The organism is Halodurantibacterium daqingense (genome assembly GCF_042666235.1).
In the GTDB taxonomy this organism is placed as follows: domain Bacteria; phylum Pseudomonadota; class Alphaproteobacteria; order Rhodobacterales; family Rhodobacteraceae; genus Halodurantibacterium; species Halodurantibacterium daqingensis.
In genome coordinates, this window is the sequence record NZ_JBHTFQ010000009.1 from 66,635 (window position 1) to 88,467 (window position 21,833).

Below are 21,833 nucleotides of genomic sequence, written 5' to 3' on the forward strand. Positions count from 1 at the left end.
GAAAGCGGCAAGTTCCCCCCACAGTTATCCACAGAAACCGTGGACATGTTTTTGCTTGCCTGCCGGGTGAGAAGGTTGCAGCCAGCGCCCGGAATCACGAAGGTGTCGCCATGACCAAGGAAACCCCGGCTCCGCTTGTCGGCCACGCGCTGATCCAGTCCTATCTGAGGACGCTGGATGCCAGCCCGGGTGTCTATCGGATGCTCGATGCCGAGGCGCGTGTGCTTTATGTCGGCAAGGCGCGCAATCTCAAGGCGCGGGTGTCCAACTATGCCCGCCCCTCGGGGCATTCGGGCCGGATCGCGCGGATGATCTCGGAAACCGCGCAGATGATGTTCCTGACCACGCGGACGGAAACCGAGGCGCTGCTGCTGGAACAGAACCTCATCAAGCAGCTCAAACCGCGGTACAACGTGCTGCTGCGCGATGACAAGAGCTTCCCGAACATCCTTGTCTCCAGGGCGCATCGCTTTCCTCAGATCAAGAAGCACCGGGGAAAACGCACCGAGAAGGGCAGCTACTTCGGGCCCTTCGCCAGCGCAGGTGCGGTCAACCGCACGCTCAACCAGTTGCAGCGCGTGTTTTTGCTGCGCAACTGCACGGATTCCACCTTCGAGAGCCGGACGCGGCCCTGCCTTCTCTATCAGATCAAGCGCTGCTCGGCCCCCTGCGTGGGCTATATCAGCCACGAGGACTACGCGGCACTGGTCGCTGATGCCGAACGTTTCCTGCAGGGGCGCAGCACGAGCATCCAGGCCAACCTCGCGCGCGAGATGGCCGAGGCCTCGGAGGCGATGGAGTTTGAACGGGCGGCCGCGCTGCGAGATCGCATCAAGGCACTGACGGCCGTTCAGCAGGTGCAGGGGATCAACCCGCGCGGCGTGACCGAGGCGGATGTGGTCGCCCTGCATCTGGAGGGCGGACAGGCCTGTGTGCAGGTGTTCTTCATCCGCGCCAACCAGAGCTGGGGCAACCGCGACTATTACCCGCGCACGGGCGCCGGGGCCGATGAAGGCGAGATCCTCGAAGCCTTCCTGACCCAATTCTACGACGACAAGCCGCCGCCACGGCTGATCCTGCTGTCGCATCCCGTCCAGAACGAGGATCTGGTGGCCCAGGTTCTGACCGACCGCGCCGGGCGCAAGGTGGAACTTGCACTGCCGCAGCGCGGCGAGAAGGCTGAACTGGTGGAAAACGCCGCGCGCAATGCCCGCGAAAGCCTTGCCCGCAAACTTGCCGAAACCGCGAGTCAGAGCCGGCTTCTGGACGGCCTTGCCGAGGCCCTTGACCTGCCCTCTCCGCCGCGCCGGATCGAGGTTTACGACAACAGCCATATCCAGGGCACGAATGCCGTCGGCGGCATGATCGTCGCGGGGCCGGAAGGGTTCCTCAAAAGCCAGTACCGCAAGTTCAACATCCGCGGCGACAGCCTGACCCCGGGCGACGACTTCGGCATGATGAAAGAGGTGCTCACGCGTCGGTTCGAACGGCTGCTGCGCGAGGATCCGGACCGCGAAAGCGAAACCTGGCCTGACCTGCTGCTGATCGACGGCGGCGCGGGCCAGATATCGGCGGTGGCCGGCATCATGGCCGATCTGGGGGTCGATGACATCCCTGTGGTCGGTGTGGCCAAGGGCATTGATCGGGATGCCGGCAAGGAAGAGTTCCACCGCCCCGGTCAGCGTCCCTTCGCATTGCGGCACAACGATCCGGTGCTTTACTTCGTGCAGCGTCTGCGTGACGAGGCGCACCGTTTCGCGATCGGCACCCACCGCGCCAAGCGCGCCAAGTCTGTCGGCGCCACCCCCCTGGACGAGATTCCCGGCGTCGGCAGCACCCGCAAGCGCGCGCTGCTGCTGCATTTCGGCAGCGCCAAGGCAGTGTCGCGTGCCGGTCTGCAGGATCTCAAGGCGGTCGAGGGGATTTCGGAGACGATGGCTCAGACCATCTATGATTTCTTCCACCCGCAATAAGCTGGCCGGGCTCAGCGCCCGGTCAGATGCGCGCCCAGGGCGATTTCATGCGGCTGCCATTCGTCATCGTGACGGATCGTTGTCACCACGCCCGGCATTCCCGACAACTGCTCAGACAGTGCGACCGGGAACCACGTTGTCTTGATCCGCTCGAACCCCGGCAGGGCGGACAGGACGCGGCTGGTTGCGCGGGTGCAGAAGGATTCCGGCAAAGCGCCCTCGGCTTCGGCAAGGCGCATGGCCTTGCGTGCGACCTCGGGCGGCACGCTGATCTTCTGGATCACCACGTGATGGGTGGGGCGGGCGTGATGATCCTCGAACAGCTCGACCAGCGCCGGTGTCATGCCGTAATGCATGTCGTTGCGCTGCGGGGTGGCATCATTGTACCAGCTGCCGGCCGGATCGAACAGGGCGCGGTGATCGGCATTGATCAGCAGCGCCGTGTGCCCGCCGCGACCGGTGGCGTTGTTCACGACCGTGTAAATGGTCAGCGCCGGCGCCCCGCCGTCGCGATAAAGCGCCTGGTCGATGGCAGCCTGAGGCGCCTGCTTGGCGTCATTGACGCCGGCACAGGCAGCAATCAGCGGCAGAAGCAGGGCCAGCAGAAGACGGCGCACCAAGCCGTGCGGCGATGACACGTCAGGCGTTGGCAAGCGCGAGGAAGATCAGCACGCCGATCACGATGATCACGCCCCACTTCGTGAAGCGGATAAAGCCGTGGAAGGTCTTTTCCTGTTCCTGAATGTCCATTTCGCCGTGCTTGTGTTCGGCCATGAAGGCTCTCCTTGTCTGTGTCGCGCTGTTGGTAGCCGATTCACCCGGCTCTGTCACGCATCTCTGGCATCCATTGCGGGTGCGACTGACGCAGGCTGTCCAGCTCCGGGCACGCAAAGCCAAAAGGCCCCGCCGGTGAGGAGCGGGGCCGATCGTCATCAAAAGCATTCGTTTCCAGGACTGCCTGAAAAGGCTTTCGTTTCAATTTCGCCTTGTTCCGACTTTGCCCTGCCGAACCCCATCGGGGCGAGCAGAGCCGGAGTCCGAACGCGGCTTGGGAAGAGAATAGCCGATGCCCGCCCCGCCGGTGGCAGCTAAGCCGTATGGCACATGATGGCCGAAGGACACAGAGGCATACTTTCTGATGCCATACCGGATTACCGGTGCATCTTGTCGTGCAGGGCCGAGGCGTTCAAGCGCGCTGCGATGTGCTCTTGGATGCGGACGGGCGGCTCATGCCTTCACCTGCCAGCGCCATGCGCCATCCGCCCCGTCAGAGCGGGTGGCAAGCCCCTGCGCTGTCAGGTGGTTCAGGTGTGCTACGGCTTCGGCCAGTGCCAGCCCGTATTCGCCGTCGCCGATCTGCCGCTTGAACAGCGGTGCAAAGCACTCGGTGGCGCTGCGCGGTTCCTGCAGGAAGTTCAGCAGGCGCCCCAGCGCGCCGTGATGGTTCTGGATCAATTGTTCAAGGCGATGTGGCAGGCCCGTGTAGGGCAGCTTGTGACCGGGCAGGACAAGGTGATCTTCCTGCGCGAGGGTGGCGAGTGCCGTGCAACTGTCCAGCCAGTCCTGTACCGGATCCGCCTCGGGCTCGGACGCATATACCCCCAGGTTCGGCGAGATGGAGCCAAGCAACTGGTCGCCGCCCAGCACAAGGTTGCAGTCGCGCGACCACAGGGTGACGTGATCGGGCGCATGGCCCCCGCCCAAGTGCAGATCCCAGTCGCGCCCGCCCGCCCGCAGACGCCCGCCGCCTTGCAGCCGGCGAAAGCCCAGGGGCAACGGCGCAATGCTGTCGGCATAGTTCAGCGGCCGGTCCTCGGCGCGACGGGCGAGGAGGGCGCCATCCATGCCGGCCTGCCGCCAGAAGGCCAGGGTTTCCGGCGTCGGGCGGTCCTGCACGTCAAGGCTCAGCATGCGCGCGTAAAGCCAGGCGGTGCGGCTGGCCAGCAGCGTCGCGCCGCGGTTCTGGAACCAGCCCGCGAGACCGATGTGATCGGGGTGGTGATGGGTAACGATGACGCGGGTGACGGGACGGCCCGCCAGCGGGCCGTCCAGCAGCCTGTCCCAGATCGCGCGGCTGCGACGGGTATCAAGGCCGGTGTCGACAATGGTCCAGCCGTCGTCGCCATCGTCGAGCGCATAGACATTCACATGATCAAGACGCATCGGCAAGGGCAGGCGCATCCACAGCACCCCCTCGGCGACCTCGATCGCCTCACCCTCGCCGGGCGGGAGATTCCAGGGCGTGCGGATGCCGCCTGTATCCTTCATGCGCTCAGATCTTCCGGTGCAAGTGCGTAAAGCCCGGCCGCGCCTTCGCGCAGCTGTGCCAGAAGCGAGGCATGTTCCGGCAGGATGCGCTTGATGAAGAACCGCGCAAGTTCGGTGCGTTTGCCGGCCGTATCTTCCGCCATCGCTGCCCGAAGGTGATAATGTGCCCCAAGCACCCGCGCGAAGGCGCGCAGGAAGGGGACGGCCCCGGCAAAGCGGTCGGTCATGTCCTGCGAGATCAGAAGCTCCGTCGCCTCGCGCAGGGTTTCGGCCGCGGCCCAGGTGGCGCCGGCCATCTGCGGGAAGCGCGCACGGGCGGCCTCGGCCTGTTTCTCGATCTCTTCCAGCAGGCGGAAGGCCGCTTCTCCCCCGTCCATCATCTTGCGTCCGACAAGATCCATCGCCTGTATGCCGTTCGTGCCCTCATAGATCGCGGTGACGCGCACGTCGCGCAGGAACTGGGCCGCGCCGGTTTCCTCGATGAAGCCCATGCCGCCGTGAACCTGAATGCCGGCCTGGGCAACCTCGATGCCGATATCGGTACCATGCGCCTTGGCAATAGGGGTCAGAAGGGCAGCGCGGGCCTGCCAGTCGTCCTCGCCGGTGGCATGGGCCATGTCGATCGCGGCGGCACAGGCAAGGCCGATGGCGCGCGCCGCGAACACTTCAGCCCGCATCGCGATCAGCGTTCGCCGCACATCGGGGTGGTCGATGATCGTGCCGCGACCGCCCTCGATCGGGGTGCGGCCCTGGCGTCGGTCAAGCGCATAGGCCACGGCATGTTGCAGCGCCGCCTCGGCCACGCCCACGCCCTGCATCCCGACGCCCAGCCGCGCGTTGTTCATCATGGTGAACATGGCGGCCATCCCCTTGTGCGGCGCGCCGACCAGCCAGCCCGTGGCGCCGTCGTATTCCATGACGGCGGTGGGGCTGCCGTGCATGCCCAGCTTGTGTTCAAGGCTGACCACCCGCAGGCTGTTGGCCCCGCCCGGATTGCCATCGGCATCGGGCAGATACTTCGGGACCATGAACAGGCTGATCCCGCGGGTGCCGGGGGCGGCATCGGGCAGACGCGCAAGCACAAGGTGGCAGACATTCTCGGAAAAGTCATTGTCGCCCCAGGTGATATAGATCTTCTGGCCGGTGATGGCATAGCTGCCGTCGTCGTTCGGCTCGGCGCGGGTGCGCAGCGCGCCCACATCGCTGCCCGCCTGCGGTTCGGTCAGGTTCATCGTGCCGCACCAGACGCCCGAGATCAGCTTGGGCAGGTAAAGCGCCTGCATCTTGGCATCCGCGTGGTTTTCCAGCGCCTCGATCTGGCCCTGTGACATCAGGGGATTGAGTTGCAGTGACAGGCAGGCGCCGGCCATCATCTCGTTCACGGCCGTCGCGATGGTCATCGGCAGGCCCATGCCGCCGGCCTCCGGGCGGGCCGCCATGCCGATCCAGCCGCCTTCGGCGATGGCGCGATACCCTTCGGCGAAACCCGGGCTTGTGCGCACCACCCCGTTTTCCAGCCTGGCCGGGTGCAGGTCGCCCGCGCGTTGCAGGGGCGCCAGCACCTCGTCGCAAAGCCGCCCCGCCTCGGCAAGGATCGCGTCGGTCAGGTCGGGGGTTGCTTCGGCATAGCGGGCCGTGTCGCGCACGGCCTCAAGGCCCACGACATGATCGAAAAGAAAGCGGTAATCCGCAACCGGCGCGCGATAGGCCATCCTGTCCTCCCATGTGCGCGCCTTGGCAAGGTCGCGTGGCGCGCGTATGTCAGAGGCATAATGCGCAACTTTGCCCGCAGGCAAAGACCCAATCAAGGAAACGCTGCGTCAGAATGGAACCGCTGGATACCCAGATCCTGCCCCCCGACGATGAGGGGCTGCACCGCGCGGTGCAGATCCTGCGCGGCGGCGGCCTTGTCGCCTTTCCGACCGAGACGGTCTACGGCCTCGGCGCGGATGCGCGTGACGATCAGGCGGTCGCCGGGATCTATGCCGCCAAGGGGCGCCCGGACTTCAACCCGCTGATCGTTCATGTCGCCGACGTGGCGACGGCAAGACGGTTCGCGCGCTTTTCCCCCGAGGCCGAGCGTCTGGCAGCGGCCTTCTGGCCCGGTCCGTTGACGCTGGTTCTGCCGCTGCGCGACGATGCCGGGCTTTCCCCGCGCGTAACGGCGGGGCTGACGAGTGTCGCGCTGCGGGTGCCGGCGCATCCGGTGGCGCAGGCGTTGCTTCGTGCATATGACGGCCCGCTTGCGGCGCCCTCGGCCAACCCGTCCGGCCGTGTCAGCCCGACCTGCGCCGCGCATGTGGCCGAGGGGCTTGGCGGTCGGATCCATGCCATTGTGGAGGGCGGCGACTGCCCCGTCGGCGTGGAGAGTACCATCGTGGAGCTGCTCGACCGGCCCGTGCTGTTGCGCCCTGGCGGCGTCCCGCATGAGGTGCTTGAAGCCTGTCTTGGCCATCCCCTTGCCGCGCTGGGCGACGAGGTTGCCCAGCCAAGCGCGCCGGGCCAGCTTGCCTCTCATTACGCCCCCGGCGCATGCGTGCGCCTTGGTGTCACCCGGCCCGAGGCGGATGAGGTGTGGATCGGCTTCGGTCCGGCCTCGGCGACAGCGCCTTTCAACCTGTCACCGACGGGCGACCTTACCGAGGCCGCCGCCCGGCTGTTCGCGCTGTTGCGCGCGGCGGATGCTGCGGCAGCGCAGGGCCGCATCGCTGTGGCGCCGGTTCCGCAGCACGGCCTGGGGCGGGCGATCAACGACCGTCTGCGCCGCGCCGCCGCGCCGCGGCCCTGAAGGCCACGCGACATGCGAAACCGCTTTCCCCCCGCTGCCGATCTGCACTAAGGATGGCTTCATGACCTGGACCGTGCCGAACATCCTGACCGTCCTGCGCCTTCTGGCCGCGCCGGGTCTTGCCGTGATGTTCCTGTATTTTGCGCGGCCGCTTGCCGACTGGTTTGCGCTGGTGCTGTTTCTGGGCGCTGCGATCACCGATTTCATCGACGGCTATCTGGCCCGGGCGTGGCAGCAGGAATCCCGGCTGGGCGCGATGCTGGATCCGATTGCCGACAAGGCGATGGTGGTCATCGCCCTTCTGGTGATCGTCTCGCAATCGGGGCTGAGCCCCTGGCTGATCCTGCCTGCCACGATCATCCTGTTTCGGGAAATCTTCGTGTCGGGCCTGCGCGAATTTCTGGGCAGCCAGGCCGGGCTGCTCAAGGTCACGCGGCTGGCCAAGTGGAAGACAACGGCGCAGATGGTGGCCATCGCAGTGCTGTTTTCAACCGGCATCTTCGAACATCATTTCGTGGCGCGCGTGCAGGGCCTTGAGGGGCCGGTGATCGATGCGATCCTTGCCGGCGAAATTGCAGATCTGGGCGGCGTGCGATTGCGCTACAATGCGATGATGGCCAGCCAGGTGCTTGGCATCGGCCTGCTGATGGTGGCGGCGCTTCTGACCCTGGTGACCGGCTGGGACTATTTCCGCAAGGCGCTGCCGCTTCTGAAGGAGGATCGCGCATGAGTGTGGATGTTCTCTATTTCGCCTGGGTGCGGGAACGGATCGGCCTGCCCCGCGAGCGGGTCGAGACGACGGCTGCCACCGTGGCCGACCTTGTCGCCGAGCTGATGCAGCGCGAGGAACGCTACGCCGCGGCCTTTGCCGACCTGTCGGCGCTGCGCGTCGCCGTGGATCAGGAACTGAGCGATTTTTCCGCCTCGCTTGAAGGGGTGCGGGAAGTTGCCATCTTCCCGCCTATGACCGGTGGCTGAGATGGGGGTACGCGTCCAGTCCGAGCCCTTCGACCTGGGTGCCGAAGCAACGGCCTTCGCCGCCGGCCGCAGCGATGCTGGGGCGATCGTCACCTTCACCGGCATCGTCCGTGATGTCGAGGGCGGGCTTCTCCGCATGGAGATCGAGCACTATCCAGGCATGACCGAGGCCGCCATCGCCGCCATCCGCGCCGAAGCCATGACGCGCTGGTCGCTGGCGGACTGCCTGGTGATCCATCGCCACGGATCCCTCGCCCCTGGCGCGCCGATCATGATGGTGGCCACAGCCGCAGCGCACCGTGCCGATGCCTTTGCTGCGGCCGAATTCCTGATGGATTACCTCAAGTCCCGCGCTCCGTTCTGGAAGAAGGAAATCACCCGGGGCGGCGCGTCATGGGTGGCGGCGCGCGAGGCCGACGAGGAAGCGCTGGATCGCTGGTAGGCGGTGGGACAGATGATCCTGCGGTGCCGGCCAGCGTGATCCCCTGTCTGGCCCGGGTCGGCGGCATAACCACCGATCCGGTGAAACTGACATGCGTGATATCTGCTGACCGTCGTCGGCACTTGTGCAGGGCCGCGACGGGGGCAGAAACCCGAACGCGGCCGGGCCGGGATCAGGCCGTGCGTGTCTCCTGACGGCTGTCCAGTTCGCTGCGCAGCCGTTCCACCTCGCTCCGGGCATTGCGCAGGCCTTCCATGGCCGCGCGGAGCTCGGCTTCGGTCTGGGCAAGCTGATTGGTCAGTTCCGCCTCGCGCTGCTGAAGATAGGTGATCGCCTCGTCACGGCTTTCTTCGGCATCGTGCAGCGATCGCGCCATCCGATCCAGTTCATCCAGATCCTTCACGCTGACGCGCGTGAAACGGTGCAGAAGCCAATAGGCGAACCAGCCCGCGGCAAAGGCCACGAACAGGATGATGGCGGTGACGGCGATGAATTCGGTTCGGTTCATGACTCTGCCCTGCTTGCGCCGCAACCTTAAATCGGCCTGTGGCCGACGGAAACCACCTTGAAGGCCTTTCGGCCGTTAATCGTCGCTTTCGGGGCGATGACGGGGACGGGGGGTACCCTCGCCGGCTTGCTCGGCAACCACCTCGATCTCGCTTTCATCCAGATCTGGCGCGGACTCTTCGGCGCCGATCAGCTTGAACTCGATGCGGCGGTTGGCCTCGCGTCCCGCTTCGGTGCCGTTGTCGGCTACCGGCTCGGCTGGCCCATAGCCGCGTGCCGTCAGTTGCGACACCGGCACCCGCCGCGCCCGCAGCGCCTCGACCACCGCCTGTGCGCGCTGCTGGCTCAGCCGCAGGTTCATTTCCTCGCGGCCCTGGCTGTCGGTGTGGCCACCGATCTCCATCGGCACATCCATGCAGTCGCGGATCACATCGGCGATATTGTCCAGCACGCGCCGCGCTGCGGGGTCCATGTTGGCGCTGCCGGGGGAAAAGCTGATCTTCTGTTCCCGCAGATGCGCATTGATCTGCGCCACGCATTCCTGCGGAGAGGGCAGTCCGGCCACCGGATCAAGGCTTTCGTCATAGGTGACGCTGATGCGGTAATCCTTGCCCTGGCCAAGCTTGTCCGAAAGAATGCGCGAAATCGTGCCGCGGGCCTCGCGGTTGCCGGTGGTGCCGCGGATCTCGACGAGGTCAGGGCGCACGGTTGCCTGGCCCGTGTGCAGCTCTCCCAGGGCTTCAAGCGCGCTCAGCACGCGGATCGGCCAGCCATCGGGAAGGTCCGGATCAAAGCGGGTCGCGGTATGGACGGCCTCGCCGCCGAAGCGGGCCCGGGCATAGCTGTCGACGGCGGCGCGCATCCGTTCATCGCCAAGCCGGCCACGCAGTTGCACGCGCCCATCCTCGCCCAAGGTGGCAGTGAATTCGACCGGCCCCTCCAGGGTGCGCGGGGCTTCGGGTTTTTCCGGCAGGACCGCCTGAAGCGAGAACACATCAGGCAGCGCGGTCTGCAGTTCACCCACCACATGGTCAAACCGCGCCTGCGCCACATCCTCTCCGGCAATCAGCGACACGTCCGTGTCTGAAAAGCTGATCGTCGCATGGCCCAGTTCGGCGGCCGCGGCGATGCCAAGGCTCACAGCTTCCGCCCAGGCCGGCGACGGAACGCCAAGACCTACGGTGCAGGTCACCGCGCCTTCGACGCCCGCGGCGGCGCCGGCATTGATGATGCGCGCCCGCGCCCGGTCGCTGTCGGCGGAACAGGCGTCAAACCGGGCTCCCTCGTCATCCACGACAAAGCGCAGCGTGAAGGGCGCTATCACCGGCCGCGGCGCCGATATGGCAAGCGCCAGATGAAGCCCCGCAGGCGCCATCCGCGTCAGTTCCGTCTCGATCCGCCGCTTCTCGGTGGCACTGTCGCTGAGCGCTGTCACCGCCACCCGATCGGCCGTCACCGAGATCTTGGAGCGCGGCAGCATGCGCAACGCCTCGATCCCGAAGGAAAGGGCGCCTTCCCATCCGTCGGGAACCGGATAATCGGCGCTTTCCAGCATGTCGATCACGCGCGCTTCGGGGGCAAGGCCGGTGATGGTGTCGGCGATGCCGGCATCCCCGTCCGCGGCGGGAACAAGCCCGATCAGCTGCACGCCATCGTCGTTGCGCAAGATCTCAAGCTGAAACTGCGGCGCCTCGATCACGGCGGCGGCGGCGACGGTCATGTGATCGATCAGCCGCGCGGAATCCACCACTTCGCCGCCGATTGTCAGTGCGCGAAAGCGCATCGCCTCGGTCGCGGCCTCGCCGCTGAGGGTGACCTGGAGGCCGTCGGTCGCGACATCCACCCACTCATAGCCGGCAGTGTGCAGCGCCTCGGTGACGGCCGTGGCCGAACGGTTCTCGATCGTTGTCACCGCCCAAAGCGCGCCGGCAAAGCAAAGCCCTGCCGCGCTGGCAAAGGCCGTGACCGCAATCAGGCGCTGTTTGTGACGCATCCGGTGTCATCCTCGTCTTGTTCGGCCCTTTCCTAGGCGGCGCCCCCGGGGGGATCAATCAAAGGAAAAGTGAACTGGCAAGAAACAGCGCAGGAATCAGCCCGGCATCGCGGTTGGCCCGGAACAGGCGCAGGCAGACGTCGGGATCATCTATGCGCAGCTGGCGCAACTGCCAGACAAGATGCGCCCCGAACCCGGCGACGCCGGCAAGCGCAACGATCCGCGCAGCACCGCCCGGCATTGCCAGAACGACCGCAAGCCCCATCAGCGCCACCGTGACGACAAGGAACCCCCAGAGCCAGGCCGGCGTGGCCGAACCAAAAAGCCGCGCCGTGGATTTCACGCCGATCAGCGCGTCGTCTTCCTTGTCCTGATGGGCATAGATCGTATCGTAGAACAGCGTCCAGGCGATCCCGGCGGCGTAAAGCAGGACAGCCGGCCAGCCAAGGCTGCCGGTATGGGCCGTCCAGGCCAGCAGCGCCCCCCAGTTGAATGCAAGGCCAAGGAAGATTTGTGGCCACCAGGTGAAACGCTTGGCAAAGGGATAGATCGCCACCAGTGCAAGCGACGCGATCCCAAGAAGAATGGCCGCCATGTTGAAAGTCAGAAGGATCAGGAAGGCGATCCCCGCCTGCGCCGCCATCCACGCAGCCGCCTGTCTGACGCGGACCTGCCCCGAGGGGATCGGCCGGGACCGGGTGCGTGTGACCTGTGCGTCGATGTCACGGTCGGTTATGTCGTTCCAGGTGCAGCCCGCACCACGCATCAGCCAGGCGCCGATGCCACAGCCCAGCACGATCCAGAGATCGAACCAGCCCGCGCCAGCCGGGTCAGCGGCGGCGGCAAGTCCCACCCCCCACCAGCAGGGCAGCAGCAAAAGCCAGGTGCCGATCGGCCTGTCGGCGCGCGACAGGCGCAGGTAGGGCCGCGCCGGCGCCGGGGCCAGGCGATCTACCCAGTTGCCCCGCACGGCATCGGCGACCTGTCCGGCGGGCTCTGGCGTCTGGCGTGTCGCGGTCATATGCTGATCCCATGTTGCAGGCAAAAACCAGACTGTTTGTAGATCAGCCCCTGGGTCGGGGGCAATCCGTCACACTGACGCGCGATCAGGCGCATTACCTGTTCGCGGTCATGCGCCTTGACCGTGGCGCCGGCGTCGCGCTGTTCAACGGGCGCGATGGCGAATGGCTGGCCGAGGTGGCCGAGGCCGGCAAACGGGGCGGCACGCTTCTGTGCACCGACCAGACGCGCCCGCTTCAGCTTCCCCCGGACCTGTGGCTGCTTTTCGCACCGATCAAGAAGGCCCGGACCGATTTCATCGTCGAAAAGGCGGCAGAGCTTGGCGCGGCGCGGATCATTCCGGTGCAGACCGCGCATACGAATTCCGAGCGTATCCGTCAGGACCGGCTTCAGGCCCATGCGGTCGAGGCTGCCGAACAATGCGGTGGCACCTTCGTCCCCGAGGTCACGCCCCTGGTACCGCTTGATCGCCTTCTGGCCGGCTGGCCGCAAGACCGGCAGATCCTCTGGTGCGACGAGGCGTTGGCCGGGCCCCACCAGACCCTTGAGGCGGCGCGTCCCGGTCCCTGGGCCATCCTTATCGGTCCCGAGGGCGGCTTTTCCGAAGCCGAGCGGCGGCGCCTGCGCGAGATGGCGCAGGTGACCTCGATCAGCCTGGGGCCGCGCATCCTGCGCGCGGATACTGCCGCCGTGGCGGCGCTGACGCTCTGGCAGGTACATCTGGGGGATTGGCGGTGATCCGGCGCGCGGGGGATGATGACCTTGCGCGGCTTGAAGCCTTCCTGTCGCGCAATGCTGACAGCACGATGTTCCTGCGCGCCAATCTGGGCCGAGCGCCGTTCTGGATCTGGGGCAGGGACGGAATCGAGGGCACCGTCGGCCTTTCGCCTGGTGAAGGGCCGCGCCACGCGCTGATCGAGATGGTCAGCCCCCCGGACTGGCCCGCCCTGCGACAGGCTCTGTCGGGTTACCGGATCGCGGGGATGAACGGGACGCCCGGACAGGTGGCGGCCTTGCGCGCCGGACTTGGCCTTGCCGACAGGCCGGCCCAGGTGGACGAGGTCGAGCAGCTTCTTGCGCTTGACCTGACGGATCTGCGGGTTCCGCCTGGTCCCGGGCAGCTTCGCCCCGCAACGCCGGCGGATCTGGCGCTTCTGGCCGACTGGCGCGCTCTCTACCGGCGTGAAGCTCTGGGCGATCCCCCGACGGACAATCGGCAGCGCGCCGTTTCGGATGTCACGGCGATGCTGGAGCGCGGCCATGTTCATTTCCTTGCAGACGGGGATGTGCCGCTGGCCATGACCAATTTCAACGCGGTCCATGCCGGTATGGTGCAGATCGGGGGCGTCTTCACGCCCGCACCGCTTCGGGGGCAGGGCCATGCCCGTCGGGTGGTTGCGCTCCATCTTGCCAAGGCGCGGGCAGAAGGCACGCGTCGGGCCGTCCTCTTTGCCCGCGATCCGAACGCGCTGCGCGCCTATCAGGCGGTTGGGTTCCGCAACGTTGGCGGCTATCACCTGCTCATCTTCGCCGAGCCTGCCGATCCGGCTGCGCCCGGGAACGCCGCACCATGAGCTTTGTGCGCCCCGAGGTCGCAGCCGTCGTGCACCGCTGGCGCGAAGTCATCGTGGCGGGGGCGGTGCTTTGCGCCGGGACCTGGCTGATGGGCCGGGGCGGCTGGCTTCTGGCGGCACTCGGGGGCGTTGCGCTGGTGGCGGGCGGGGCGCTGCTGGTTGTCGCATTGCGCCGCCTGCGGTTTCAACGCGCGGTCACCGATCCGGGTGTGGTCGAGGTGCTTGAGGGTCAGATCTCCTACATGGGCCCCGAAACCGGCGGCTGGGTTGCGCTGTCAGACCTTGCCGAGATCGCCCATGCCCGGGATGGATCCGGCTCTGCCTGGTGGCTGCGCGAAACCGGCGGGCGCAGCCTTGCCATCCCCGTGGCCGCACAGGGGGCGGGCCAGTTGTTCGACGTGTTTGCCGCCTTGCCCGGAATGGACATGCAGCGCCTGTTGCGGGTGCTGGACAGCACAGGGCATGGCAGGCAATCCCTTTGGCTGAGAGATGCAGGTCCGGCCTTGACTTGGCGGGCGCAAGGCGACAGGTCTTGCCGCTGAACGAGCAGCGATCGGAGCCACGCGATGTCCATTCCACAATCCGGCGGCGGGCCGATCGAAAGCTATGACCAGCTGGCCGCGTATCTTGCTTCGGGCTGCAAGCCCAAGGCAGACTGGCGCATCGGGACGGAACACGAGAAATTCGGCTATTGCCGCGATACGCTGAAGCCGCTGCCCTATGACGGGCCGCGGTCCATCAAGGTCATGCTTGAGGGGCTGCGCGATCGTTTCGGCTGGGAACCGGTCTACGAACAGGACAAGCTGATCGGCCTCTCGAAGGATGGGGCGAATGTCAGCCTGGAACCGGGCGGGCAGCTTGAATTGTCGGGCGCGCCGCTGGAGACCATTCACCAGACCTGCGACGAGGTGAACCTGCATCTGCGCGAGGTTCAGGAGGTCGCCGACACGATCGGGGTGGGCTTCATCGGCCTTGGCGCCGCACCGATCTGGCGCCACGAGGACATGCCAATGATGCCCAAGGGGCGCTATCGGCTGATGACGGATTACATGGGGCGTGTCGGGACCCATGGCACGCAGATGATGTATCGGACCTGCACGGTTCAGGTGAACCTCGACTATGGCTCCGAAGCCGACATGGTGCAGAAGATGCGGGTGGCCCTGGCACTGCAGCCGGTGGCGACGGCGCTGTTTGCCAATTCGCCCTTCTTCGAGGGCAAGCCGAACGGGCATAAAAGCTGGCGCTCGCGCATCTGGCGCGGCCTTGATGATGCCCGTACCGGGATGCTGCCCTTCGTGTTCGAAGAGGGCTTCGGCTTTGAACGCTGGGTGGAATATGTGCTCGATGTGCCGATGTATTTCGTCTATCGCGACGGCAAGTATATCGACGCGCTGGGCCAGTCGTTCCGGGACTTTCTGAAGGGGGAACTGCCGGCCTTGCCGGGGGAAAAGCCCACGCTGTCGGATTGGGCGGACCATCTGACCACGGTGTTCCCCGAGGCGCGCATGAAGAAGTTCATCGAGATGCGCGGCGCCGATGGCGGGCCGTGGCGGCGGCTCTGCGCACTGCCGGCGCTTTGGGTCGGGCTGATGTACGATCAGGATGCGCTGGATGCCGCCTGGGATCTTGCCTGCAACTGGGATGCCGAAACCCGCGAGGCACTGCGTGTCGGCGCAAGCGTCGAGGGGCTGCAGGCCCGCGTGAACGGGCTGCACATGCATGACCTCGCCCGCGAAGTCGTTGCCATTGCCGAAGCGGGCCTCAAGGCGCGGGCACGTCCCGGTGCGGGCGGGCTGGTTGCTGATGAAACTCATTTCCTCAGCGCGTTGCAGGAAACGGTGGAAACCGGCAAGACCCCGGCGGACGAGATGCTGGAGCGTTATCACGGCGAATGGGCAGGCGATCTGACCCGGATCTACGCCGAATACTGCTACTGAGAGGGGCTTCAGCCCTTCCTGCCGATCCGGGGCTCGGTTCCGGACAACAGCCGTGATATATTGGTGTGGTGGCGGATGAAGATCATCACCGCCAGCACCATCCCAAGCGCAAGCATCCGTTCCTCGCCCAGAATCCACATCCAGAGCGGTGCCAGGGCCGCCGCCGTCAGCGCAGCCAGCGAGGATATGCGGAACAGGGCCGCCGTGGCAGCCCAGGTTGCACAGGCGGCAAGCCCGACCGGGAAGGCCAGGGCCAGCGTCGTGCCCAGGAAGGTCGCGACCCCCTTGCCGCCTCTGAAGCCGATGAACACCGGAAACAGATGCCCGAGAAACGAGGCGCCGGCGGCAAGCTGCGCGGCATCCTCGCCCAGGGTGAACCGCGCGATCAGCACCGCGATGGCGCCTTTGCCGGCGTCCAGAACCAGGGTCAGGAAGGCCGCGGCCCTGTTACCGGTGCGCAGCACATTGGTTGCGCCGATATTGCCCGAACCGATCTGGCGAAGATCGCCGAGGCCAAATACCCGGGCGATGACCAGACCAAAGGGAACCGAGCCCAGAAGATAGGCCGCAAGCGCGACAAGGGCGAGCGTCGGTGCCGGGGTTTCGATCAGGGGGATCATGCGGTTTCTCCGAAAACCTGGGTGCCGCCGACGAAGGTGGCGATGATGCGGCCCTGCATCCGGGCCTCGTCAAAGGGGGTGTTCTTGGACTTCGAACGCAGCTTGAACCGGTCCAGAACGAAGGGTGCATCAGGATCGAAAAGCACCAGATCCGCCGGCGCCCCCTCGGCCAGCCGCCCGCCGTCCAGCCCCAGCCGGCGGGCGGGGTTCAGCGACATCGCCCGGAACAGCTGCGGCAGGGTCATGGCGCCGGCATGGTAAAGCCGCATTGCCGCTGGCAGGAAGGTTTCCAGCGCAACCGCACCTGCGGCGGCCTCCTCGAAGGGCAGGCGCTTTGATTCCTCATCCTGGGGCGTGTGCATCGAACAGATGATGTCGATCAGGCCAGCGGCCACGGCCTCGACCACCGCGAGGCGGTCGTCCTCGCTGCGCAGGGGTGGGGTCAGTTTGAAGAAGGTACGATAATCGCCCACATCGTATTCGTTCAGCGTCAGATGGTGGATGCTGACGCCTGCGGTCACATCAAGCCCGTTCTTCTTGGCCCGTTCCAGCGCGGGCAGGGTGCGGGCGCAGGTGATCTGATCGGCGTGGTAGGCGACGCCGGTCATTTCCACCAGGGCCATGTCACGGTCGAAGCCCATCCGTTCCGCCATCGGAGAGACGCCCGGAAGGCCGCGAAGCGAGGCGAACTTGCCCGAGGTGACGGCGGCGCCAAGCGACAGCCCCGGATCCTGCGGATGGCCGATGATCAGCGCGCCGAGGCTGCGCGCATAGGTCATGCAGCGCCCCAGAACCTTGGTATCGCGGACCACATGATCGCAATCGCTGAAGGCCACGGCGCCTGCATCCCGCAGAAAGCCGATCTCGACCATTTCACGACCTTCGCGGCCGCGGGTAAGGGCAGCCATGTGCCGGATTCGCACCGGGCTGGCCTCGGCGGCGCGACGGGTGACGAATTCCAGGGTCTCGGGGCTGTCGATGGCCGGATGCGTATCAGGGCGGGCGATGATCGTGGTCACGCCCCCCGCAGCCGCGGCCAGCCCGGCCGAGCGGAAGCTTTCCCTGTGGCGTTCGCCCGGCTCGCCGACCTTGACGCCCAGATCGACGATTCCGGGCGCAAGGGCCATGCCGCGACAGTCGATGATCCGCGCATCGGCAGGGGGGCCGGCTGCGCCGATCGCCGCGATCACGCCCTCGTGGACGATCAGGTTGCCGTTGCGTTCCTCGCCGGCTTCGGGATCCACCAGGCGGGCGTTTTCCAGAAAGAGGGTCATCTTTTCGCCTTCTTGCGTTTGCTGCGCTGGGCCTCGATCCTGGCGATCACGGCATTGCGGTCGGCCATGTGTTTCATCAGATGCTTGTCGCCGCCGGTTGTCACCAGCTGGACATCCGAAAGCACCGGGCGCACGGCGGCAAGATCGCGCAGCGGCACGATCCGCCCCTGAGGGCCCAGAAGGCGCCGATCCGTCAGCAGCCATTCCGCGGAAAGCTGCTCGGACGCCAGATAGACCGCCCGCACCCCTATGCCGAGCATGACGCCGATCGCCCCGACCGGCGCCTGATCCGGCTTGCCCAGCAGGAACAGCACGACCATTGCGCCAACGATGCCGATCGCCCCCATCGCGGCGTGGTCACGCCAGTAGGTCGCCCGGCTGCTGCGCCAGCGGACAAGGACGGTTTCATCGTCTAGAAGCCGCGGATCGGTCAGATGCGGGTCGCGGGCAGGCGCGCTCATGGCGTGTCCCCTGCGGCCTTTGCGCCGCGCGCGGCCTTGAGGTTGCGCGCCAGCAGGTCCATCGCCGCCATCCGCACCGCGACCCCCATTTCCACCTGTTCCTGGATCACCGAACGGTTGATGTCGTCGGCCAGGGTCCCGTCGATCTCGACCCCGCGGTTCATCGGGCCGGGATGCATCACGATCGCATCCTCTTTCGCGAACAGGAGCTTTTCCGCATCCAGCCCATAGCGGTGGTAATACTCGCGTTCCGAGGGGATGAAGGCGCCGTCCATCCGTTCTTTCTGAAGGCGCAACATCATCACCACGTCGGCGCCTTCAAGGCCCGCGCGCATGTCGTCATAAACCTCGCAGCCGAACTCGGCCACGCCCGCCGGCATCAGCGTCGGTGGCCCGATCAGGCGCACCCGGTTTTCCATCTTGCCCAGCAGGATCAGGTTCGAACGCGCCACCCGGCTGTGCGCGATATCGCCACAGATCGCCACGGTCAGCCGGTGCAGCCTGCCCTTGGCCCGCCGGATGGTCAGCGCATCCAGAAGTGCCTGTGTCGGGTGTTCATGCTTGCCGTCTCCGGCGTTCAGCACCGCGCAGTTCACCTTGTCGGCCAGCAGGTTCACGGCGCCCGAACTGCCGTGCCGCACCACCAGAAGGTCGGGGTGCATGGCGTTCAGCGTCATCGCCGTGTCCATCAGCGTTTCGCCCTTCTTAACGCTGGATTGGGCGACCGACATGTTCATCACATCCGCGCCCAGCCGCTTGCCGGCCAGTTCAAAGCTGGCCTGGGTGCGGGTCGAGTTCTCGAAGAACATGTTGATCTGGGTCATGCCCGCCAGCGCGTTCGAATGCTTGATCGTGCGGCGGTTGAGGTCGACATATGTATCGGCGAGATCCAGAAGGGTCACGATCTCGGTCGGGTGAAGATGCTCGATCCCCAGCAGATGTTTCGCGCGGAACGTCATGTTTCCCCCGTTTGCTGGCTGGCCCGTCGGGGCTGCTTATAGAAAGCGGTCGGCCCACCGACAAGACAGGTTTACCTTTTCAGGCCCCGGCCCTAGCTTGCCGGCATGGAATCCGCGCTCGATTTTTTCACCGCGAAGGCGCTGCTGGAATGGCAGATCGATCTTGGTGCGACCGAGGCGATTCTGGATGCGCCGGTAAACCGCTATGACGTGGGTGCCCGCAGCCCGGCCCCCCATGTGCCCGGCCCCACGGCAATTGCAGGCGGCCCGGCAGAACCGATGCCGGCTGCGCCCGATCCGGTTGCCCTTGCCCGCCGCCTTGCGGCGGCTGCCCCCGATCTTGGTGCCTTGGCCGAAGCCCAGCAGGACTTTGATCTGTGCGAACTGAAAAAGGGCGCGCGCAGCTTTGTCTTTGCCGACGGCACGCCGGGCGCGCGGGTGATGATTCTGGGCGAGGCGCCCGGCCGTGACGAAGATCTGCAAGGCCGGCCCTTCGTCGGCCGCGCGGGTCAGTTGCTGGACCGGATGCTGGCCGCCATCGGCCTAGCACGCGCCGCGCCGGATCCTGACCGGGCGGTCTATATCAGCAATATCCTGCCGTGGCGCCCGCCGCAGAACCGCAAGCCCGAGGCCTCGGAAATTGCGATGATGCTGCCCTTTGTCGAGCGCCATGTCGAACTGGCAGCGCCTGAGATACTGGTGCTGATGGGCAATACCCCCTGCGGCGCGCTTCTGGGCCGCGAGGCGATCAGCCGCATTCGGGGCACCTGGACCGAGGCACTTGGCCGCCCGGTCTTGCCGATGTTTCACCCGGCCTATCTGTTGCGCACCCCCCAGGCAAAGCGTGACGCCTGGGCAGACCTTCTCGCCCTCCAAGCACGACTGAGAGAGACATGAGCCGCATCGACGATCAGCGCAGTTTCATTCCGGTCCGGATCGCCGTTCTGACGGTGTCGGACACGCGCAGCCTTGACGAGGACCGCTCGGGACAGACGCTGGTGGACCGGCTTGTCGAAGCCGGGCACATCCTTGCTGCGCGTGATATCGTCCGTGACGAACGCACCGAAATCGCCGCACGGCTACGCATCTGGTGCGCCGACCCGGGGATCGACGTGATCCTGTCCACCGGGGGAACCGGCCTGACCGGACGCGATGTGACGGTCGAGGCGCACCGGGATGTCTATGAGAAAGAGATCGACGCCTTCGGCACGGTGTTCACCATGATCTCGATGCAGAAGATCGGCACCTCGGCGGTGCAGTCGCGCGCCTGCGGTGGCGTGGCGATGGGCACTTACCTTTTTGCGCTTCCGGGCAGCCCCGGCGCCTGCCGCGACGCGTGGGACGAAATCCTGCGCTGGCAGCTGGATTATCGGCATCGTCCCTGCAACTTCGTCGAGATCTTTCCGCGGCTGAACGAACACCAGCGACGGAAATGACAATCTCGTTCGTTTGACGGGCATAGCTTGGTTGCGCCGCCGACCGGGTCTAAATGATGTGCAGCCCGTCCAGCGAAAGGACCTGACCCGCCCATGCAGTTTCTGCGCCGCAGCCTGATCGGCCTGTTTCTGACGTCGCTGACGCTCGCACTTCTGGTGATGGCGGGTTACGCGCTTTATGGCGCGGTCCAAAGTCGTCTTGCGCCTGCCGAGCGGCCCCGAATGGCGCAAGAGCGGGTGTTTACCGTGAATGTGCAGCGCGTCGAGGCGGGTGTGGTCGCGCCGGTCCTTACCGCCTTCGGAGAGGTGCGCAGCCGACGCACGCTTGAGATCCGCTCGCCGATGAGCGGGCGCGTGGTTGAACTGGCCGAGAATTTCGAGGACGGCGCGCGGGTCGAGGCCGGGCAGCTTCTGGTCCAGATCGACACCGCCGATGCAAGCGCTGCCGTCGCGGTGGCCGAGGCGGAAAGCACCCGCGCTGCGGCCGAATTGCGCGATGCCGAGGCTGCACTTCTGCTGGCGCGCGATGATCTTGCGGCCGCCGCGGCACAGGCCCGTCTGCGCGTCACGGCGCTGGAGCGTCAGCAGAACCTTCAGGGCCGCGGCGTCGGGACCGAGGCTGCGGTCGAAACGGCCGAGCTTGCCGTCTCGAGCGCCGAACAGGCCGTTCTGTCGCGCCGTCAGGCCCTTGCCCAGGCCGAGGCACGGTTGGAACAGGCCGGCAATGCGCTCGAACTGCAGCGGATCTCCCTTGCCGAGGCCCGGCGCCGCCTGCGCGATACGACCATCCTTGCCGACTTCGCAGGCGTGCTTGCCGACACGACGGTAATCGAGGGCGGACTGGTTTCCGCCAACGAGCGGCTTGCCGCGCTGGTGGATCCGGATGCGCTCGAGGTCGCGTTCCGGCTCTCGACTTCGCAATATGCCCGGCTGCTTGACCCCGAGGGGCGCCTGATCCCGGCCGAGGTGACAGTCCTGCTGGATGTGATGGGGACCGAGATCGCCACGCCCGGGCAGCTTGTCCGGGTGGGGGCGACGGTGGCGGAAGGCCAGACCGGTCGGCTGATCTATGCGCGGCTGGATGCACCGCGCGGCTTTCGCCCCGGCGATTTCGTGACCGTCCGTGTGGCCGAACCGCCGCTGGAGGATGTCGCGGTCCTGCCGGCCGCTGCGGTCGATTCCGCGCAGACGGTGCTCGCGCTCGGTCCCGAAGACCGGCTGGAGGTGCTGCCGGTGCACCTTCTGCGCCGGCAGGGCAATTCGGTCATCGTCGAGGCGGCTGCCGTGGCGGGGCGCGAGATCGTGACCGAACGTGCGCCGATGCTGGGCGGCGGGATCCGTGTGCGTCCGCTGCGCGCGGGCGGCGATGGTGGCGCGGAAGCCGCGGCGCACCTGCCGGCCCGCGCACGCGGCGAAGCGATCGAGACAGTGGACGAGCTTGTCGCCCTGTCGCCGGAAAGGCGCGCCGAACTGATCGCATTGGTCGAGGGCAATGCCCGCATGCCGCAAGAGGCCCGGGCCCGGATCATCGCACAGCTGGAACAGGATCACGTTCCGGCGGGGGTGATCGCCCGGCTTGAAGCGCGTGCAGGGGGCTGAGCGG

General features: G+C 66.4%; 23 protein-coding genes. 12 read left to right on the top strand and 11 right to left on the bottom strand.

The window, feature by feature from the left end; genetic code table 11:
- The first annotated feature begins 110 nt into the window (after window positions 1-110).
- Window positions 111-1,973: an excinuclease ABC subunit UvrC gene (gene uvrC / locus ACFQXB_RS15950; RefSeq protein WP_377405840.1), complete on the top strand. Its 1,863-nt coding sequence runs from the start codon at window positions 111-113 to the stop codon at window positions 1,971-1,973.
- An 11-nt stretch (window positions 1,974-1,984) separates the two neighbouring features.
- On the opposite strand, the gene ACFQXB_RS15955 is transcribed toward uvrC, so the two are convergent.
- The 4 genes from ACFQXB_RS15955 to ACFQXB_RS15970 form a co-directional block, all read right to left on the bottom strand.
- Entirely contained in the window at window positions 1,985-2,590 is a 606-nt protein-coding gene (locus ACFQXB_RS15955) for a hypothetical protein (protein ID WP_377405842.1), read from the bottom strand.
- Window positions 2,591-2,612: 22 nt separating this feature from the next.
- On the bottom strand, window positions 2,613-2,747 hold the full coding sequence (locus tag ACFQXB_RS15960; RefSeq protein WP_377405844.1) for an aa3-type cytochrome c oxidase subunit IV: 135 nt from the start codon (window positions 2,745-2,747) through the stop codon (window positions 2,613-2,615).
- A 453-nt stretch (window positions 2,748-3,200) separates the two neighbouring features.
- Window positions 3,201-4,241 (bottom strand): MBL fold metallo-hydrolase, encoded by a 1,041-nt coding sequence (locus ACFQXB_RS15965; protein ID WP_377405846.1) that lies wholly within the window; start codon window positions 4,239-4,241, stop codon window positions 3,201-3,203.
- The gene (locus ACFQXB_RS15970; RefSeq protein ID WP_377405848.1) at window positions 4,238-5,953 is read right to left on the bottom strand and encodes an acyl-CoA dehydrogenase; all 1,716 of its coding nucleotides are present in this window, start codon (window positions 5,951-5,953) and stop codon (window positions 4,238-4,240) included. Before ACFQXB_RS15970 ends, ACFQXB_RS15965 begins: the two co-directional genes overlap by 4 nt.
- A gap of 113 nt (window positions 5,954-6,066) precedes the next feature.
- Between ACFQXB_RS15970 and ACFQXB_RS15975 the strand changes: the two genes are divergently transcribed.
- The 4 genes from ACFQXB_RS15975 to ACFQXB_RS15990 all read left to right on the top strand — a co-directional run bounded on the left by ACFQXB_RS15975 (window position 6,067) and on the right by ACFQXB_RS15990 (window position 8,449).
- Entirely contained in the window at window positions 6,067-7,029 is a 963-nt protein-coding gene (locus tag ACFQXB_RS15975; protein ID WP_377405850.1) for an L-threonylcarbamoyladenylate synthase, read from the top strand.
- Window positions 7,030-7,090: 61 nt separating this feature from the next.
- The gene (gene pgsA, locus ACFQXB_RS15980) at window positions 7,091-7,759 is read left to right on the top strand and encodes a CDP-diacylglycerol--glycerol-3-phosphate 3-phosphatidyltransferase (protein WP_377405852.1); all 669 of its coding nucleotides are present in this window, start codon (window positions 7,091-7,093) and stop codon (window positions 7,757-7,759) included.
- Between the two features lie 2 nt (window positions 7,760-7,761).
- Window positions 7,762-8,007, top strand: coding sequence for a molybdopterin converting factor subunit 1 (moaD, locus tag ACFQXB_RS15985; protein ID WP_377405981.1), 246 nt, complete (start codon window positions 7,762-7,764; stop codon window positions 8,005-8,007).
- A gap of 1 nt (window position 8,008) precedes the next feature.
- A complete protein-coding gene (locus ACFQXB_RS15990) occupies window positions 8,009-8,449 on the top strand; it encodes a molybdenum cofactor biosynthesis protein MoaE (RefSeq protein WP_377405854.1) in 441 nt (146 codons plus the stop codon).
- Window positions 8,450-8,621: 172 nt separating this feature from the next.
- Here ACFQXB_RS15990 and ACFQXB_RS15995 read toward each other — a convergent pair whose 3' ends face one another.
- From ACFQXB_RS15995 to ubiA, 3 genes are all read right to left on the bottom strand, one after another.
- The gene (locus ACFQXB_RS15995) at window positions 8,622-8,957 is read right to left on the bottom strand and encodes a hypothetical protein (protein WP_377405856.1); all 336 of its coding nucleotides are present in this window, start codon (window positions 8,955-8,957) and stop codon (window positions 8,622-8,624) included.
- A gap of 75 nt (window positions 8,958-9,032) precedes the next feature.
- Window positions 9,033-10,949: an OmpA family protein gene (locus ACFQXB_RS16000; protein WP_377405857.1), complete on the bottom strand. Its 1,917-nt coding sequence runs from the start codon at window positions 10,947-10,949 to the stop codon at window positions 9,033-9,035.
- A gap of 58 nt (window positions 10,950-11,007) precedes the next feature.
- Window positions 11,008-11,970 carry a 4-hydroxybenzoate octaprenyltransferase gene (gene ubiA, locus ACFQXB_RS16005; RefSeq protein ID WP_377405859.1) on the bottom strand — a complete coding sequence of 321 codons (963 nt, stop codon included), beginning with the start codon at window positions 11,968-11,970 and terminating at the stop codon, window positions 11,008-11,010.
- Between the two features lie 11 nt (window positions 11,971-11,981).
- Between ubiA and ACFQXB_RS16010 the strand changes: the two genes are divergently transcribed.
- The 4 genes from ACFQXB_RS16010 to ACFQXB_RS16025 are packed head-to-tail and all read left to right on the top strand — an operon-like array spanning window position 11,982 to window position 15,480.
- Complete coding sequence (locus ACFQXB_RS16010; RefSeq protein WP_377405861.1) at window positions 11,982-12,707, top strand: 16S rRNA (uracil(1498)-N(3))-methyltransferase; 726 nt, start codon at window positions 11,982-11,984, stop codon at window positions 12,705-12,707.
- Window positions 12,704-13,543, top strand: a complete 840-nt coding sequence (locus ACFQXB_RS16015) for a GNAT family N-acetyltransferase (RefSeq protein WP_377405863.1) — start codon at window positions 12,704-12,706, stop codon at window positions 13,541-13,543. The genes ACFQXB_RS16010 and ACFQXB_RS16015 overlap by 4 nt, the downstream gene beginning before the upstream one ends.
- Entirely contained in the window at window positions 13,540-14,085 is a 546-nt protein-coding gene (locus ACFQXB_RS16020; RefSeq protein WP_377405865.1) for a hypothetical protein, read from the top strand. Before ACFQXB_RS16015 ends, ACFQXB_RS16020 begins: the two co-directional genes overlap by 4 nt.
- Before the next feature lie 24 nt (window positions 14,086-14,109).
- Window positions 14,110-15,480 carry a glutamate--cysteine ligase gene (locus ACFQXB_RS16025; RefSeq protein WP_377405867.1) on the top strand — a complete coding sequence of 457 codons (1,371 nt, stop codon included), beginning with the start codon at window positions 14,110-14,112 and terminating at the stop codon, window positions 15,478-15,480.
- Between the two features lie 8 nt (window positions 15,481-15,488).
- On the opposite strand, the gene plsY is transcribed toward ACFQXB_RS16025, so the two are convergent.
- From plsY to ACFQXB_RS16045, 4 genes are read right to left on the bottom strand one after another with little or no spacing between them, the layout of a single operon-like run.
- Window positions 15,489-16,100: a glycerol-3-phosphate 1-O-acyltransferase PlsY gene (gene plsY / locus ACFQXB_RS16030; protein WP_377405869.1), complete on the bottom strand. Its 612-nt coding sequence runs from the start codon at window positions 16,098-16,100 to the stop codon at window positions 15,489-15,491.
- Window positions 16,097-17,374: a dihydroorotase gene (gene pyrC / locus ACFQXB_RS16035; protein WP_377405871.1), complete on the bottom strand. Its 1,278-nt coding sequence runs from the start codon at window positions 17,372-17,374 to the stop codon at window positions 16,097-16,099. The genes plsY and pyrC overlap by 4 nt, the downstream gene beginning before the upstream one ends.
- Window positions 17,371-17,835, bottom strand: a complete 465-nt coding sequence (locus ACFQXB_RS16040; RefSeq protein ID WP_377405873.1) for a hypothetical protein — start codon at window positions 17,833-17,835, stop codon at window positions 17,371-17,373. The genes pyrC and ACFQXB_RS16040 overlap by 4 nt, the downstream gene beginning before the upstream one ends.
- Window positions 17,832-18,794 (bottom strand): aspartate carbamoyltransferase catalytic subunit, encoded by a 963-nt coding sequence (locus tag ACFQXB_RS16045; protein ID WP_377405875.1) that lies wholly within the window; start codon window positions 18,792-18,794, stop codon window positions 17,832-17,834. The genes ACFQXB_RS16040 and ACFQXB_RS16045 overlap by 4 nt, the downstream gene beginning before the upstream one ends.
- A 105-nt stretch (window positions 18,795-18,899) precedes the next feature.
- Between ACFQXB_RS16045 and ACFQXB_RS16050 the strand changes: the two genes are divergently transcribed.
- From ACFQXB_RS16050 to ACFQXB_RS16060, 3 genes are all read left to right on the top strand, one after another.
- Complete coding sequence (locus ACFQXB_RS16050) at window positions 18,900-19,691, top strand: uracil-DNA glycosylase (protein ID WP_377405877.1); 792 nt, start codon at window positions 18,900-18,902, stop codon at window positions 19,689-19,691.
- Window positions 19,688-20,230, top strand: coding sequence for a molybdenum cofactor biosynthesis protein B (gene moaB, locus ACFQXB_RS16055; RefSeq protein WP_377405879.1), 543 nt, complete (start codon window positions 19,688-19,690; stop codon window positions 20,228-20,230). Before ACFQXB_RS16050 ends, moaB begins: the two co-directional genes overlap by 4 nt.
- 93 nt (window positions 20,231-20,323) lie before the next feature.
- Window positions 20,324-21,829 carry an efflux RND transporter periplasmic adaptor subunit gene (locus ACFQXB_RS16060; RefSeq protein ID WP_377405881.1) on the top strand — a complete coding sequence of 502 codons (1,506 nt, stop codon included), beginning with the start codon at window positions 20,324-20,326 and terminating at the stop codon, window positions 21,827-21,829.
- Window positions 21,830-21,833 lie beyond the last annotated feature (4 nt).